Origin of the sequence: Promicromonospora vindobonensis, assembly GCF_042685865.1 — a bacterium.
GTDB classification, from domain to species: domain Bacteria; phylum Actinomycetota; class Actinomycetes; order Actinomycetales; family Cellulomonadaceae; genus Promicromonospora; species Promicromonospora vindobonensis.
In genome coordinates, this window is the sequence record NZ_JBHUOG010000001.1 from 2,149,017 (window position 1) to 2,162,761 (window position 13,745).

A 13,745-nucleotide genomic window follows, 5' to 3' on the forward strand; every position below is an offset into this window, starting at 1 on the left:
GTGCTCCTTCCGGTCGTACGGGGTGGGTGGGGTCAGTCGTCGGTCGGGTCGGGCAGGGTGGCGGCGTCGGTGAGGGCCTTGGTGACGTCGGTGCGGACCAGGCCGCGTCGGACGTTGTTCTGCCCGGTGCCGTGCTTGATCGACTTGGAGGTGATGCCGTGCCGCTTGGCGGCGGCGTTGACCTGCCCGGCCGTCCAGCCCTCGTACAGGGCGGGCTTGGACTCGGCCAGGCGGGCGGCGAGCTCCTCGGACCAGACCTTGCCGGTGGGCCACTCGGGGTCGTTCTCGGGCCACACCGCGAGGAGGTGGTCCAGGATCGTGGAGTGGTCGGTGTCGGCGGCCTCGTCCCCGGCCGCCATCCCGGTGAGGAGGCCCTTGGCCTCGCGGACGGCGCGGGCGCGCTCCACGATCTTGTCCGCCATGGCCCCATCGAGGAACGCACCGCGCACGAGCTGCGGATCGGCCTTCTCTCCGGCGAGCAGGGCGATGCCCTTGTCCTCCTGGGAGAAGATCGTGGCCCGGTGCCCCGCCTTGTACATCGAGGTCCCGAGGACCATGTCGTTGGTCGTCACGTCACCCACACGCAGGCAGGCACGCAGGGACAGCAGCGCACTGATACCGGTCGGGATGGCGTCCTTGTTCGGGCGCTGGGTGGCGAGCCAGAGCATGATCCCCAGGGCGCGACCACGGCGGGTGATGTCCTCGGTCAGCGCCGAGATCTCCGCACCGAGGGTGGGGTCACCGAACCCGAGCTGTGACTCGTCGATGACGAACAGCAGCGGCTTGAACCCGTACGGGTTACCGACCTTGGCCAGCTCGTCGGTGACCTTGGACTCCGCAGCCACGTCACGGGGCAGGTCGCGAATGATCTTGGCCCTACGGCGCATCTCCTTCTGCACGGCCATGAGGTCGGCCAGCAGAGCCTTGAGGTCGTCGGGGTCATCGCCGGCGCGGCACACGTGAGCGATCGGCGCGAACGGCATGAGGTCGCCGGTGCCCTTCAGCTCATGGATGTGCAGCTCGGTACGCGGGTCCAGGGCCGCACCGAGGATCAGGACCCGCAGGAAGAACGTCTTGCCCATGCCGGGCAGGCCACCCACGACGCCGTTGTTGTACATCAGGTTCGTGGAGACCGGGCGGCCGCGCTGGTCCTCCCCGATGACGAACGACTCGAACACGTTCGTCTGCCCCTTGGTGCGGTACTTCCACTGGGCCACGTCGCGCTCGGAGAGGCCCTTGTCCGCGATGAACAGGTTCAGGCGGGAGGGGTGGGCCTTGGGGTTGCCCTCGGGCCAGACGGTGTCCATGGGGCGGCGCAGCGCGGACGCCAGGCGGTCCTTGCGCTCGATCACGTCCGCAGCGGTGGCACCGGGTGGGAGGTCGATGTGGATCTCGACCCCGCCGGTGGTCGGGAAGATCCGCAGGACCTTGATCTCCGCGTTGCCGCGCTTGGCCTCCCCCATCGACCCCAGACCCAGGGTCAGCAGCGCGTCGGTGACGACGTCGACCGTCAGCTTGGGGACGTCGCCCTTGTGCGACTCAGTGATCGGCTTGCCCGCACGCCGGGTACCGACGACACCGAACGCCGTGAGCGCGGCCGCGCCGGCCGCCACACCCGCGACGGCCAGGCCCTCGGGACCGGTGTAGGTGTGCAGGGTCACCCCGGCGACACCGGAGGTGAACCCGGCAGCGGCCACACCGGCCAGGCGGGCGCGGACGCCGTCGGCGTGCTCCTTGCGCAGGGTCTTCCACTCCGAGGTGCCCTTGACGCCGAGCATGAGCGCGGCGCGGGTCGCCTTGTTCTCCGCGTCGGTCACCCACCGGGCCAGACCCCGCACACAGAGCCCGAACCCGAGTCCGGCACGGGCGAGGAACTTCGGCAGGTACACGAACGGCAGCCGCACACCGTGGTGGCCGGTCCAGGACGCCACGAACTTGGCCTCCCGGTACGCGGCGGCCAGGAACACCTCGGGCGACTTGGCCCACTCGGGCAGGATCGTCAGCGGGGCGTGGTCCCCGCGGTGCTGGACCACACGCGCCGGGCGCGGCGCGGTCTCGGGCTCTGGGACGGTCGGGGCGTCGATGACCTCACCCGACAGCGCGTTGTCCTCGTCCGCCGGGTTCTGGTCCAGCAGTCCGCCGGCACGGACGGCGAGGTCGGCGGCGGGACGGTTGAACATGGCTTCCAGCTCGGCATCGTCCGGGGTGTGCCCGGCCGGCGTGTGCTCGTCGTTCGGCGTCGTCATCAGACACCCGCCATCGAGTTGGCACCCGTGAACAGGTTGTTCAACAGGTCGTTCAGGGCGTCGACGCCCCACATGCCGAACGACGTGGACGCCAGCGCCAGGCCCAGGCACACACCCAGCGTCAGGGTGCCGACCTTGGCGGAGCCGTACTTCACGGCGATGAACGAGACCAGGACCAGGAAGACCAGCAGGGAGACAGTGATCATGATGAGCAGCCCCTCTCAGGCAGCAGTGGTGCGCGTGGATGTGCGGAGCACGACGCGGCGAAGGCCCGTCGTCTGTGCAGCACCCGGCAGGAAGACCGGGGCTGTGGTCGTGGCGCGGTTCGTGCTGGTCTCGATCGCGGTACGCATGGCGACGTTCAGAGCCGCCACCGCGCGACGGTGAGCCTTGACGGCGATCTCGTCGGGCGAGTCCGCCAGACGGCACTCCGCGTCCACCACGGCGACCTCAGCCGAGATGACCGGCTCCTCAGCCGCGATGGCGGCGAGAGCGGTGAACGTGGGCTCGACGTCGAACGCGTCAAAGTCGGTGTAGGTCAGCGGGTCCATGCGTGCACCGCCCATCCGACGAAGCCCGCAGCGATCAGGGCCTCAACGAGCGTGAGTACGGCCAGCAGGTCGGGGGTGTTCACCAGCTCCACCCCCCGGACTTCTTGCTGCCGTTGCCACGCTCGGCGGCGATCGCGGCCTCGTGGGCCTTGCGAACCCGGGCCTTGATCGCCTCGACCTCGCGGCCCATCCGGGACGCGGAACGGCCATCAGCCGGCATCCCGGCGCGCGTCAGCAGACCGCCGGCCTTCGTCAGGCCCTCGGACGCGTCGAACAGGTACCGCCTCGCAACGTCTAGATCCTCAGATCGTCTGTGCTTCATTGCTGGACTCCCTCGGTGCCTCACCCGGACCGCCCATCGGCCCAGGGCTTCTGTGATCTGGCTCAATGTCGCCGGTCACAGTTCTGTTGTATGGCGACCTAACAACGTGAGAGGTAAACCTGTCAACTGTTTGGTCACGCTGAACAGGACTTGGCAAGCGGGCGTAGGGCATGGATGATCGGTCACAGACCAGTTGTTAGGCGGAAACCAGTCAGTTGTGAGATCTCAATGTGAGGTAGGTCACATGTCGCAGTACAGCGCCGAGGATGTGGGCGGTCAGAAGCTCGAACGAGTCGAGCGAATCCTGAGGAACGACATCGAAGCGGGCAGGCTCCGCGACGGCGAAGCGCTGCCCTCGACCCGCGACCTCGCCAACCAGATGGGCGTGAGCCCCTGGACAGTCAACAAGGCGATGGAGCACCTCGCGGCCGATGGCCTCGTGGAGAACGTCTCTCGCTCGCGTCGCATCGTCCGCAGCGGCATCACGCCGTCTGTGAGCGGCAAACCGCGCAGGCCACACGTGTTCCTGATCGGTGGCTACGCCGGTAGCGGCAAGTCCGAACTAGCCCGGGTGCTCTCGCGCCTTGCCGGCGCCGCCATCGTCGACAAGGACACGATCACGCGCCCTGTCGTAGAACGGCTCCTCGAAGAGCTCAGCCGGCCGCCGCACGACCGCGAGTCAGCCACCTACCTTGAGCAGGTCCGCTCCCACGAGTACGAGGCTCTGCTGGCGACAATCCAGGAGAACGCCGAGGTCGGTGTCGGTGTGATCGCCACGGCTCCGTTCATCCGGGAGTTCCAGGACGTCGCTTGGATCGACCGTGTCAGCACTCGCCTGAACGCCGCAGGGGTCGGCCTCACCCTGGTGTGGGTCCGCTGTGACGCGAACACGATGCACACCTACCTCAAGCGTCGCGGAGCCGCCCGCGACACGGGCAAGCTCGCGGACTGGAACGACTACGTCGCGGGAATCGACCTCGACTTCCAGCCCGTGGCGGACCACGTCACCATCGACAACTCCGCGTCCAGCGAGCCACTGCAGGGCCAGGCGAGCAAGATGCTCGCAACCGTGGTGGGGGCAGCATGACCGCCCGCCCGTCCAGCGCGGCCGAGGCGATCCGTAGCGCGCGGCTTCTTGCCATCCTGCGTGGCGCCGACGTCGAACGCCTCGCCGACGTCGCCGAGGTGCTGGTGTCCGAGGGCATCCGGGCGTTGGAGTTCCCGATAGCCGGCCCAGAGGTTCTGTCCGTGGTCTCCAAGGTCGCCGCACGCCTCGGCGACACCGCCTATGTCGGCGCCGGCACTGTGCGGAACGTCGCCGACGCACAGCGCGCCATCGACGCGGGCGCGAACTTCCTGGTAGCACCCAGCATGTCCATGCCGGTGATCGAGTACGCCCGGGATCGCGGCATCGGGTTCGTGCCTGGCGTCTTCACACCGAGCGAGATCGACGCGGCCACCCAAGCGGGCGCAGAAGTGGTCAAGCTCTTCCCGGCCAGCTCGCACAGCCCGAAGTTCCTCCGCCAGCTCCTACCGCCACTGCCCGATGCCGGAATCATGCCAACCGGAACGATCACCCGGGAGACTGCCCGCTCCTGGCTCGACGCCGGAGCGGTCGCGCTCGGCGTCGGCTCTGATCTCATCGGCGACAGCATGGCAACCGGCGACTACAGCGCGGCCCGAACCTCGGCGCGCGAGTGGCTGGACATCGTCGCCAACCCCGCGTAGTCGCGCTCCAGCAAATGGTCCGATCTGGGCGACCCCACTCTCAGAGAGTGGGGCCACCTCGATCTCTACAGCGGGCCCGGCCTCGTCATCTCGATGAGCTGCAGAACCAACGCAGCCGTCGCTATCGCGATTTCGCCACTCCCGTTCAGGTCCCACACGAGCGCGGTAACTACTCCAGCCAGCACAACCAGCTGCGCGCGGTACTTGCGCAGGTGTGCGTTCCCAGGGTCAGCGCCTAGACTCACAATGTTCCTCTCACTCGATGACCGTCGAAAACGAGGACGTCGGCCCCACCCGTTCGCACCGGGTGGGGCTTCCTCGTTGGGCTCCATCCTTGCACTCAAACCGGACGGAAGCGCGACGCTATGTGAGTGTTGTGCGCTCACCGTCGAACATGCGTCCGACGCTGCCCCACGGGCATCACCCTGTCAACCCGTGGGCTCTGACCTGCGAATACGCCTCCGAAACTGCGATGGGCTGAGGTAGGCGGCAAGTGACAAACAGGGTTGTCCACAGACCTTGTCCACAGATCTACAGGTCTATCCACAGCCGTACACAGGTTCGTGCACAACGTCATCCACAGGGCCGCCCGTCAAAGTTAGGGCGGGGCACGGTCTGGAGCGCCTGTCAAGCCACCTCGTACAGGGGCTCCGTACCACTCGGAGTCACTGGTTCTTGCCTCATCGACGCTGTACAGCGTTGGCCCATACCCAGACGAAGCCCTCCCGGCCGATCGGGTCGATGAACCGCACCCACACCTGGGCTTCCGTCCAGGCCAGCGCTTCCGCCTTGGCCCGGTAGTCCCCGCGATTGCTCAAGACGAGCCACACCCACACTGGTAGCGGCTCCGCAGCCTTGATCTCTCGCTGGTCGTTGCGCGCCTTACCGGGTGCGCCCTGGGCGGAATCCCGCATCGGCACCGGCTCCAAGCCTGTGGCCCACCCGATGTACCGATTCCCGCCGCGCATGGGATCAGTATGGATCATGATTCGAACAAGCGTTGCAAGCCATGGTTGGTCAGACAGCCAACAGGCGCGGGCCCCAATGGGCCCCAACACCAGGCCCGATGTGGCCGCTCCAGGCCGTTTCAGACACCCAGCAAGCGCGTGTTTCCCCAGGTCAGAGGTAGTTGCGGACAGTTCCCAAGCTGATAGCGCGGGTTCGATTCCCGTCACCCGCTCCACAGGGCTCCGCCCCAGGTCAGAGGATGTTTCCTGACCTGGGGCGGAGTCGTTTCCGGATGGCTCAGCGGTGGCTTCGTGCCACGGACGTGCCAGGGGTACCTCGGCCGGCAGAGCCGGACTCAGCCGCGGACCGGTGCCGTCAGGCGCAGCGAGACCGCCAGCCCACGCTCGGAGACCGGCACCCAGCCCGTCCAGCACCGCCACACCGCTGGCCCGGTGCCGTCGTGGTACCCCCGGTTCTCCGCCAGGTACAGCATCCCGGCGAGCCGCACGGCGTCGCGCATCCGCGCGGCGACGACGTCCACGGTCACCACACCCACCACGTCGTCCTCCAGGTCGAGGTGATCGACACCCGCCCGGACATCCAGGGTGTGGATGTCGAAGATGTGCGCGATCAGCGCGGTGACCTCGACGAGCTCCGCGAGATGCGCCCCCGGCGTCGGACAGGCGTCGGCGCCCGGAACCGCGTCGCAGGGCCCGGCCGTCACGTCGGCCACGCCCGGACCAGCCGGGACGTCCCCCGAAGCTCGCCGTAGACGAACATGTCCATGTTGTTCCAGTGCCCGGTCCAGACCGTGAAGCCCGGCTTCGTGGCCGGGTAGTCCGTCGCGACGGTGATCCCGAGCTGGGCGGCGATGTCCGCCCCTTCGCTCAACCGCGCCGGATGCACGACCAGATGATCGCGGAACACCTCGACCCACTTGATCCGCGCGTCCCCTACCTCCGCCAGCAGGTCCGCCGCACCGGCCGCGGATTCGGCCAGGCTGCCCGCTATCGTCGCCATCTCTCCCACCTCTCCGCGCCTACCTCTAGGCGCATAGACAGCCTGTTGGGGGTCGACCGGGCGTCGCAACCGCTGCGCCGAAAAGTTGCGTATACGCACTGGCTGCGGGTTAGGTGGGTTCCGTGTCTAGAGAGGGACGTGTGACTGCCGCAAGCATCGCCAAGGATCTTCGTGCCGCGATCCGCTCCGGGACCTACAAACCGGGCGATCGTCTTCCGAGCGAAGCAGCGCTCATGTCGAACTACGGCGTGGCGCGCATGACCGCGCGCCACGGCTTGTCGATGCTCAAGGACGAGGGCCTGACAGTGACCCGGCACGGCTCCGGCGTGTTCGTCCGCGCCTTCGAGCCGATCGTGCGGGACACCACCGGCGCAGCGGTCGGCGACTCCACCGTCACCGCAGAGACCGACGAGACCGGCGCCGGGCTCACCGTCCGGACGCTCGCCGTCACCGCGGAGGCCGATCCGCCCGAGAAGGTCCGCACGACGCTCGGCCTCGCCGACGGCGCCAAGGTGACCGTGCGCGAGCGCCTGCACCTGCGCGAGCGCAAGCCGGTGCTGTTCGCTACGTCGTACCTGCCTGCGTCGATAGCGGCCGGCACACCCATCGCGGACCAGGAGGTGGGACCGGGCGGCACGCACGCGCGGCTCACCGAGGCCGGGCACGCACCGGTGAGGTTCCGCGAGGACGTGGTCGGCCGCATGCCGACGATCGAAGAGATCGAGGAGCTGCGGATCGAGCCAGGCACGCCGGTGCTGTCGGTCACGCGGACGGCGTTCACACAGGACGGCACGCCCGTCGAGGTCAGCTACGTCGTGCTCGACGCAGGTGAGTTCATGCTCCGCTACGACATCGGCGGCTGAGCCGGAGGTGCAGCGCAGGGTGCGGGCCGAGGAACGAGGCACGCGCCCGGAGCGAAACCGCAGGCTCAGCCGCAACCAGTAGAGCCTGAGCCGGCCGGTCAGCCCTGGCCAGGACGCGCCCTCGGCTTGAGGCGCAGGTCCGGCAGGGCGGGTGCGCGCAGCGGCCCGCTGGGATAACCGCTCACCTGGCCGAACCGGCGGTCGGCGGCGCCGTCGGAGTACCGCGTGGCTCCGCCCGGCGCCGCGGGGTCCAGCTCCGCGACCAGCGCCATCCAGTCGTCGCGTGCCCTGACGATGTCCTCGTGCGTGCGGCCCATGAAGTTCCACCACATGATGACGTCCTCCGCGAACGGCAGGCCGCCGATCAGGACCGCCCGGGCCGACGCGCCGACGGCGGCGCGCACCACGAGCGAAGGCCGGCCCGGCGCCGCGTAACCGAGGTTGGCGGGCGGCACCACGCTGCCCTCGAACGTCACGTCGCCGGTGTCGACGAGCAGGGCGTGCTCGTGCGCGGGGTCGACGTCGATCCGTACCGCCGCGCCGGGCTCCAGGTCGATCTGCGCGCCCACGAGAGGTGTGTACGTCGTCGCGGGCGAGTCGAGCGCCTGACCGCCCACGGCGAGGCGCCCGATGAACAACCGGACGACGGCGCCGTCGTGCCGTGCGACCGGAAGGTCGCCGTGGTGCTCGAAGTGCGGGTCGACGCCGAGCGCCGAGCCAGGCAGCGCCGTCCACAGCTGCACGCCGTGCAAGAGGTCCGGGCGCCCCTGCGCGGGGGACTCCTCCGAGTGCGAGATACCGACACCCGCCGTCATGAGGTTGAGCTCGCCCGGCCGGACCGTCTGGAGGGACCCGACGGAGTCGCGGTGCAGGATCTCGCCCTCGAAGAGCCAGCTCACCGTCTGGAGCCCGGTGTGCGGGTGCGGAGGCACCTGCATGCCGTCGCTGGTCGAGACGTCGTCGGGACCGTAGTGGTCGCTGAAGCACCATGCCCCCACGAGGGACCGTGCGCGCTGCGGGATGGTGCGCCGCACGTTCATCGCCCGCGGCCCACCGAGCGGCACCTCGCGGGGGGTGAGGAGCTCGACGCCTGCACTCTGCTCGCCCGCTGCGCAGACCTGCTCGGCCGGCTGGGTCTCGAGGTTGCTCATGCCCTGAGCCTAGGTCTCCGAGCCGGCGTCTGGGCGCAAGGCCAGGGCCCCCGGGGCAGGCCGGGGGCCCTGGCGTGAACCGCGCACCCGTGGCCGCCGTCAGCGGGACCAGGGCGCCGTGTTGACGTCACGGCCCCGACCCGTCCGTCAGACCCGGATCGCCAGGTCTGTTCTGCACGGACGCTTCGGACGCGGGCGGTCTTCCGGCCCCGTACAGGCACCTGTGACGTCATCCACAGCCCGTACCGCGGTACGGGGCGTCCTGTCGTTCTCCGGTCAACCATGTGTCCGATGCCCGGGCCGGTCGGTACTGCTGCAGCGCACCGCATCTGCACCCGAATCGTCGAACCATTGACCACGTTTCTATCCGCGTGCCGCATGCACGGCAACCGCTCCACCGTTGTAATTTTCACCCTGTCGTCGCCCACAGTTTTGTCCACAGGAACAGGCGCGGATTTGCCACACCACACACAGGGCTGTGGATAAAATCTGTGGATAACTAAAGACGACTCAAACCCAGGCCCGCGATGCCTGGGCACCACCCGCGGTCGGGTCGTTGCGCCCGTCCAGCTCCTCAGGAACGGCGATGAAGCCCCCGTCGTCCACGAGGACTCCCCCGATGCGGCTCTGGAGCGCCACGGCGAGGCGGGCGATCGAGACCCGCATGCGGGCCCGCGCGATGGCGTGCAGCCCGGACACCTGCTCCAGCTCGAGCTCATAGGGGTCCGCCGGCACCCAGCCGATGCGGTACGCGAACGGCCCGTAGCTGCGCCAGTCGAGCGAGCCCAGCGCACGCGGCACCCGGTCGACGCGCTCCACGTCGACGACTATCGCACCGTCGTACGCGGTGCTGCCTGCGAGGGTGTAGCGGGGCGACCCGTCGCGCGTCGTCTCCTCGGCGGACACGTCGGCGGTGGCGATGAGGGACCGCAGCATGGGCAGCACGTCGCCGGACATGAGCGGATGCGCAGCGTAGAGCGCCAGGTTCACCGAACCTGCGGCGTCCGGCAGCAGCACCTGCCTCCCGTCCGCGAGCACCGCGCCACCCGACTTGCGGGCTGCCGCCACCATCCACTGCACGATGCGCAGCTCCTCCCCCTGCGGCAGCGCGTGCGGAAAGGCGCGGGCGACACCGTCCCGGTCGTCGTACGACGACGGGGCGGCCCCGCGGACACCCCGCAGACCGTCCGTCCGGGTCACCGAGTACGCCTCGGCCTTCGTCGCGGAGATCCTGAGCTCGGCGAGGTGCGCCTCGCCGACCTCGAACGGGCCGGTCGCGACGTGCTCCTCCCCCAGGCGCATGACACCGGGGACGAGCGTGTCCGGCTGCGCCATGCCGCGGAACCGGGCACCGGCGACCCGGCGCGCGCCCGAGGTGCGGGACGGTTCTCGGAGCCATTCGATGTCGGAGAACCACGCGGCAGCGAGCTCGCTGACGGTGACAGGGCCGTTCGTACTGGGCAGGATCAGAATGTGACCCGAGGCGTGTTCCGCTGGAATCACACCCGCCAGAAATGTCATGCGGGGCACTTTACTGCCGGTCACTTTCCACGATGATGCAGGCATGTTACAGCGAGGAAACGTGCTCGTGACAGCACCCGCACGCGTTAGGGCAGCAGATGACAGCAATTTCGACGGCGGCTCATCTTAATGCCTATGAATATACATAGGCGGACTGAGTCTCAGTGCAAGAAGCCTGGAAACAAGGCATTTCAGGTCCCGCGACGATGCGGCGCACCGGCCACCGCCGAACGGCCGCCCGCCTGGCCCTGCAGCACCGGCCGAGCACGATCCGGAGTTCCAGTTACCTGACGACGCGTGCCTATGATGTCAGCATGCCCAAGATCATCGGCAAGAGCCTGCACGAGCACCGGCAGATGACCAGGCACAAGCTGTTCACCGCACTGTCCACCCTCATGGCGGAGCGCGGGTTCGACACCATCACGCTGGCCGACATCGCCGCAGCGGCGAATGTCGGCCGGACCGCTGTCTACAACCACTTCCACGACAAGGAAGCGCTGCTCCTCGGCTTCATCACGCACGAGACCGAGCAGTACGCCAACACGCTGGAGCGCGCGCTCGACGGCGTGGACGACCCCGTGGAACAGCTGCGTACCTACATCCGCCAGCAGGCCCAGCTCACTCGCGTCTTCCACCTCGCCCCCGGCCCGGACCTGCGGACGGTCCTGTCGCGCGCCACGCAGCAGCGCCTGCGCGAGCACGCCGACATCGTGGAGGCGATCCTCCGCCGCATCCTCGCCGCTGGTGTCGACGCCGGGACGTTCCCGCCCCAGGACATCGAGCCGACGGTGCACCTCGTCAACGCGTGCCTGTCCGGCCGCCTCATCCCGGACGAGCCCGTCGCCCGCGAGCGCACCATCCGCGCAGCGGAGTCGTTCGTGCTGCGTGCGGTCGGAGCTCGGGCGCCGGAACCCGTCCCGGCCTGAGCAGAGCTGTCGAGGGATCGCCCTCGGCACGGCGAGGGCGCACGGCCCCCGCCCCCGCCCCGGCCTCGGCGGGCCGGGGTGAGGCGAGGCGGCAAGCGCGGGTCAGATCCAGCGCTTCCAGCGGAAGACGCCGAACAGGCCGACGCTGACGGCCAGCATCGCGACCAGCGCGGCCGGGTAGCCGTACGCCCAGTCGAGCTCCGGCATGGCGTCGAAGTTCATGCCGTAGACGGTCCCGACGAGGGTCGGTGCGAACAGGATCGCCGCCCAGCCCGAGATCTTCTTGACCTCCTCGCCCTGGCGGATGCTGACCTCCGACAGGTGCTTCATCTCCTCGTTCTGTCGCTGCGCCACGAGGGTGGCGGCCACGGTGAGGATGTCGCGCAGCGCGGCCCGGAAGACCTCGATGCGGTCGGCGGCCTCGGTGAGGTGGTCGGCGACGTCGCGCAGGTAGGCCTGGAGCTCGGGGTCCACGCCGTACTTGTCGGCGCCCTTGGCCAGCGAGGCGCAGAGGCTCTGCTCCGGCCGCACCGCCCGCTGGAAGTCGATGACCTCGCGCGACAGCTCGTAGATGCGCCGGGACACGTCCGGGGCGCCGCCCCACACGTCGGACTCGATCTCGTCGATGTCGTGGTCCAGGCCGGCGACGACGGGCGCGTACCCGTCCACGACGCTGTCGAGGATCGCGTACAGGACGGCCTCCGGACCGCGCGAGAGCATCTCGCGGTCCGCCTCCAGGCGGCTGCGTACCGCCGCCAGGTCTGGCGAGGCGCCGTGCCGCACCGTCACCACGAAGTCGGGCCCCACGAACACGTGCAGCTCGCCGAACTCGACCTCCTCGGCGTCGTCCAGGTATCGCGCAGCACGCAGCACCACGAACAGGGTGTCGCCGTACCGCTCGATCTTGGGACGCTGGTGCGCCTGGATGGCGTCCTCGATCGCGAGGGGGTGCAGGTCGAACTCGCGGGCGAGCGACGTCAGCTCCGACTCGTCGGGCCGCTCCAGCCCGATCCAGGCCATCCCGCCGGGCCGCGATCGGAGCGCGCTGAACGTCTCCGCGAGGTTGTCGTAGGCAGCGGTGCGGACGCCGTCGTCGTAGACCGCGGCAGCGACCACTGACGAGCGGGGCGCCGGCTCGACGGGGCGCGGTGCGACGTCGGGCACGACGTCGACGGCGCGGCGCTGGCGCCGGGCGCCCAGCAGCGGACGGGAGGGGCGGGAGGGCAGGAACGTGGCCATGGGGAACTCCTGGGGTCGAGCGCAGGAAAAGGACTGCGAAGACACCGCAACGAGGACGGCCGAACGACCGGTGGACCTCACGCCCGGGCGAACGGGCGGAGCGCACCGGTGCGCGAGAGCCCGCGGACACGCGGGCGGGGAACCGTCAGCTCAGCTGCGGTTCGGACTACTCGGAGGCTCGCTGCGGGTCATGCGCGCCACCTCCTTGGTCCCTGCGGCGGATCGCCGCGCCGTACGTTCTCGACAAGCACCCAGTCTAGCCACGTCGAGGCGCCGAATCGAACCCTTTCGAGCAGGCTCACACAACTCGTCACCAGGCGTCGTGGGCCCGGTGGTTCACCCCGGGCGGGGTGTGGAACTCCTGCGGCGTCGGCGACAGGTAGGCCCGTGCGAACTGCAGCGAGGCCGCCAGGTCGTCATACCGCTCCGCTGCCGTGCGCGCCGCACGGGTCGAGATCTCCACGCAGACGTCACCGCTCCAGCGGCGCGCGACCAGCTCCTGGAGCACCTTCTCGGCCTGCATGCTGCCGCGGCCGGGCACGAGGTGCTCGTCGCGAGCGCCCTGGTTGCCGTCCGCCAGGTGTACGTGCCGGAGACGGTCACCGAACGTGTGCAGCAGCGTCAGGGCGTCCTGCTGCGCCACGCTCGCGTGCGACAGGTCGAGGGTGACGGCGTCGTAGTCGTGCTCGGCGGGGTCCCAGCCCGGCAGGTACGCCTGGAACTCGCGCTTGCCGCCGCGCCACGGGTACATGTTCTCGACGGCGATGGTGATGCCCACCGTCTCGCTCAACGCGCGCACCTGGTCCTGGAACTGCCGCGCGTACTTGTACTGCCAGCGGAACGGGGGGTGCACCACCACGGTGCTCGCGCCGAGCTCCAGCGCCATGTCAGCGGTCCGTTCGAGCTTTGCCACCGGGGACCGGCCCCAGACCCGCTGGCTCACCAGCAGCGTCGGCGCATGCACCGAGCGCACCGGCATGCCCGTGTCGGCGGCCAGCTTGGCGAGGGAGCGGGGGTTCTGAGTGACCTCCTCGGACCAGATCATGACCTCGACGCCGTCGTAGCCGAGCTCGGCGGCCGACTCGAAGGCCAGCGGCACGCGGCGCGGGAAGACCGACGCCGTCGAGAGCGTGACCTGCACGTCGGGTGCGGTCGGCTCCTGCGGTTCGGTCCAGATCGGTTCGGGCATGCGGGCCACCTTAAAGCGCCTACGTGACTGTGATGTGACCG

At 69.3% G+C, this 13,745-nt stretch carries 15 protein-coding genes; 4 read left to right on the forward strand and 11 right to left on the reverse strand.

Annotation, left to right across the window (positions count from 1 at the left end):
* Positions 1–32 precede the first annotated feature (32 nt).
* From ACFS27_RS09770 to ACFS27_RS09785, 4 genes are all read right to left on the reverse strand, one after another.
* Positions 33–2,246, reverse strand: coding sequence for an FtsK/SpoIIIE domain-containing protein (locus ACFS27_RS09770; protein ID WP_377182368.1), 2,214 nt, complete (start codon positions 2,244–2,246; stop codon positions 33–35).
* A complete protein-coding gene (locus tag ACFS27_RS09775) occupies positions 2,246–2,452 on the reverse strand; it encodes a hypothetical protein (protein WP_377182370.1) in 207 nt (68 codons plus the stop codon). Before ACFS27_RS09775 ends, ACFS27_RS09770 begins: the two co-directional genes overlap by 1 nt.
* A gap of 15 nt (positions 2,453–2,467) precedes the next feature.
* On the reverse strand, positions 2,468–2,797 hold the full coding sequence (locus ACFS27_RS09780) for a DUF6284 family protein (protein WP_377182372.1): 330 nt from the start codon (positions 2,795–2,797) through the stop codon (positions 2,468–2,470).
* Positions 2,798–2,876: 79 nt separating this feature from the next.
* Positions 2,877–3,119 carry a hypothetical protein gene (locus ACFS27_RS09785; RefSeq protein WP_377182374.1) on the reverse strand — a complete coding sequence of 81 codons (243 nt, stop codon included), beginning with the start codon at positions 3,117–3,119 and terminating at the stop codon, positions 2,877–2,879.
* Positions 3,120–3,363: 244 nt separating this feature from the next.
* On the opposite strand from ACFS27_RS09785, the gene ACFS27_RS09790 reads away from it, so the two are divergent.
* Both ACFS27_RS09790 and ACFS27_RS09795 read left to right on the forward strand, forming a co-directional pair.
* Positions 3,364–4,206 carry a GntR family transcriptional regulator gene (locus tag ACFS27_RS09790; protein ID WP_377182376.1) on the forward strand — a complete coding sequence of 281 codons (843 nt, stop codon included), beginning with the start codon at positions 3,364–3,366 and terminating at the stop codon, positions 4,204–4,206.
* Positions 4,203–4,847, forward strand: a complete 645-nt coding sequence (locus ACFS27_RS09795; RefSeq protein ID WP_377182378.1) for a bifunctional 4-hydroxy-2-oxoglutarate aldolase/2-dehydro-3-deoxy-phosphogluconate aldolase — start codon at positions 4,203–4,205, stop codon at positions 4,845–4,847. Before ACFS27_RS09790 ends, ACFS27_RS09795 begins: the two co-directional genes overlap by 4 nt.
* A gap of 680 nt (positions 4,848–5,527) precedes the next feature.
* Here the strand turns inward: ACFS27_RS09795 and ACFS27_RS09800 are convergent.
* The 3 genes from ACFS27_RS09800 to ACFS27_RS09810 form a co-directional block, all read right to left on the reverse strand.
* Entirely contained in the window at positions 5,528–5,815 is a 288-nt protein-coding gene (locus ACFS27_RS09800; protein ID WP_377182380.1) for a hypothetical protein, read from the reverse strand.
* A 335-nt stretch (positions 5,816–6,150) separates the two neighbouring features.
* The gene (locus ACFS27_RS09805) at positions 6,151–6,528 is read right to left on the reverse strand and encodes a hypothetical protein (RefSeq protein ID WP_377182382.1); all 378 of its coding nucleotides are present in this window, start codon (positions 6,526–6,528) and stop codon (positions 6,151–6,153) included.
* The gene (locus ACFS27_RS09810; protein WP_377182384.1) at positions 6,516–6,815 is read right to left on the reverse strand and encodes a hypothetical protein; all 300 of its coding nucleotides are present in this window, start codon (positions 6,813–6,815) and stop codon (positions 6,516–6,518) included. The genes ACFS27_RS09805 and ACFS27_RS09810 overlap by 13 nt, the downstream gene beginning before the upstream one ends.
* 140 nt (positions 6,816–6,955) lie before the next feature.
* Between ACFS27_RS09810 and ACFS27_RS09815 the strand changes: the two genes are divergently transcribed.
* A complete protein-coding gene (locus tag ACFS27_RS09815; RefSeq protein WP_377182386.1) occupies positions 6,956–7,678 on the forward strand; it encodes a GntR family transcriptional regulator in 723 nt (240 codons plus the stop codon).
* A 98-nt stretch (positions 7,679–7,776) separates the two neighbouring features.
* On the opposite strand, the gene ACFS27_RS09820 is transcribed toward ACFS27_RS09815, so the two are convergent.
* Positions 7,777–8,829: a pirin family protein gene (locus ACFS27_RS09820; RefSeq protein WP_377182388.1), complete on the reverse strand. Its 1,053-nt coding sequence runs from the start codon at positions 8,827–8,829 to the stop codon at positions 7,777–7,779.
* Between the two features lie 510 nt (positions 8,830–9,339).
* Positions 9,340–10,350: a hypothetical protein gene (locus ACFS27_RS09825; protein WP_377182390.1), complete on the reverse strand. Its 1,011-nt coding sequence runs from the start codon at positions 10,348–10,350 to the stop codon at positions 9,340–9,342.
* Between the two features lie 314 nt (positions 10,351–10,664).
* Between ACFS27_RS09825 and ACFS27_RS09830 the strand changes: the two genes are divergently transcribed.
* Positions 10,665–11,276: a TetR/AcrR family transcriptional regulator gene (locus ACFS27_RS09830; RefSeq protein ID WP_377182392.1), complete on the forward strand. Its 612-nt coding sequence runs from the start codon at positions 10,665–10,667 to the stop codon at positions 11,274–11,276.
* A gap of 102 nt (positions 11,277–11,378) precedes the next feature.
* Here the strand turns inward: ACFS27_RS09830 and ACFS27_RS09835 are convergent, their stop codons facing one another.
* Entirely contained in the window at positions 11,379–12,515 is a 1,137-nt protein-coding gene (locus ACFS27_RS09835) for a magnesium and cobalt transport protein CorA (protein WP_377182394.1), read from the reverse strand.
* 310 nt (positions 12,516–12,825) lie between these two features.
* Entirely contained in the window at positions 12,826–13,704 is an 879-nt protein-coding gene (locus ACFS27_RS09840; protein ID WP_377182396.1) for a sugar phosphate isomerase/epimerase family protein, read from the reverse strand.
* Between the last annotated feature and the right edge of the window lie 41 nt (positions 13,705–13,745).

Coding starts and splice junctions, on each gene's coding strand:
- ACFS27_RS09780 (WP_377182372.1), bottom strand. CDS start 2,797: ATGGACCCGCTGACCTACACCGACTTTGACGCGTTCGACGTCGAGCCC.
- ACFS27_RS09810 (WP_377182384.1), bottom strand. CDS start 6,815: ATGGCGACGATAGCGGGCAGCCTGGCCGAATCCGCGGCCGGTGCGGCG.
- ACFS27_RS09785 (WP_377182374.1), bottom strand. CDS start 3,119: ATGAAGCACAGACGATCTGAGGATCTAGACGTTGCGAGGCGGTACCTG.
- ACFS27_RS09835 (WP_377182394.1), bottom strand. CDS start 12,515: ATGGCCACGTTCCTGCCCTCCCGCCCCTCCCGTCCGCTGCTGGGCGCC.
- ACFS27_RS09820 (WP_377182388.1), bottom strand. CDS start 8,829: ATGAGCAACCTCGAGACCCAGCCGGCCGAGCAGGTCTGCGCAGCGGGC.
- ACFS27_RS09840 (WP_377182396.1), bottom strand. CDS start 13,704: ATGCCCGAACCGATCTGGACCGAACCGCAGGAGCCGACCGCACCCGAC.
- ACFS27_RS09825 (WP_377182390.1), bottom strand. CDS start 10,350: ATGACATTTCTGGCGGGTGTGATTCCAGCGGAACACGCCTCGGGTCAC.
- ACFS27_RS09800 (WP_377182380.1), bottom strand. CDS start 5,815: ATGCGCGGCGGGAATCGGTACATCGGGTGGGCCACAGGCTTGGAGCCG.
- ACFS27_RS09830 (WP_377182392.1), top strand. CDS start 10,665: ATGCCCAAGATCATCGGCAAGAGCCTGCACGAGCACCGGCAGATGACC.
- ACFS27_RS09790 (WP_377182376.1), top strand. CDS start 3,364: ATGTCGCAGTACAGCGCCGAGGATGTGGGCGGTCAGAAGCTCGAACGA.
- ACFS27_RS09775 (WP_377182370.1), bottom strand. CDS start 2,452: ATGATCACTGTCTCCCTGCTGGTCTTCCTGGTCCTGGTCTCGTTCATC.
- ACFS27_RS09770 (WP_377182368.1), bottom strand. CDS start 2,246: ATGACGACGCCGAACGACGAGCACACGCCGGCCGGGCACACCCCGGAC.
- ACFS27_RS09795 (WP_377182378.1), top strand. CDS start 4,203: ATGACCGCCCGCCCGTCCAGCGCGGCCGAGGCGATCCGTAGCGCGCGG.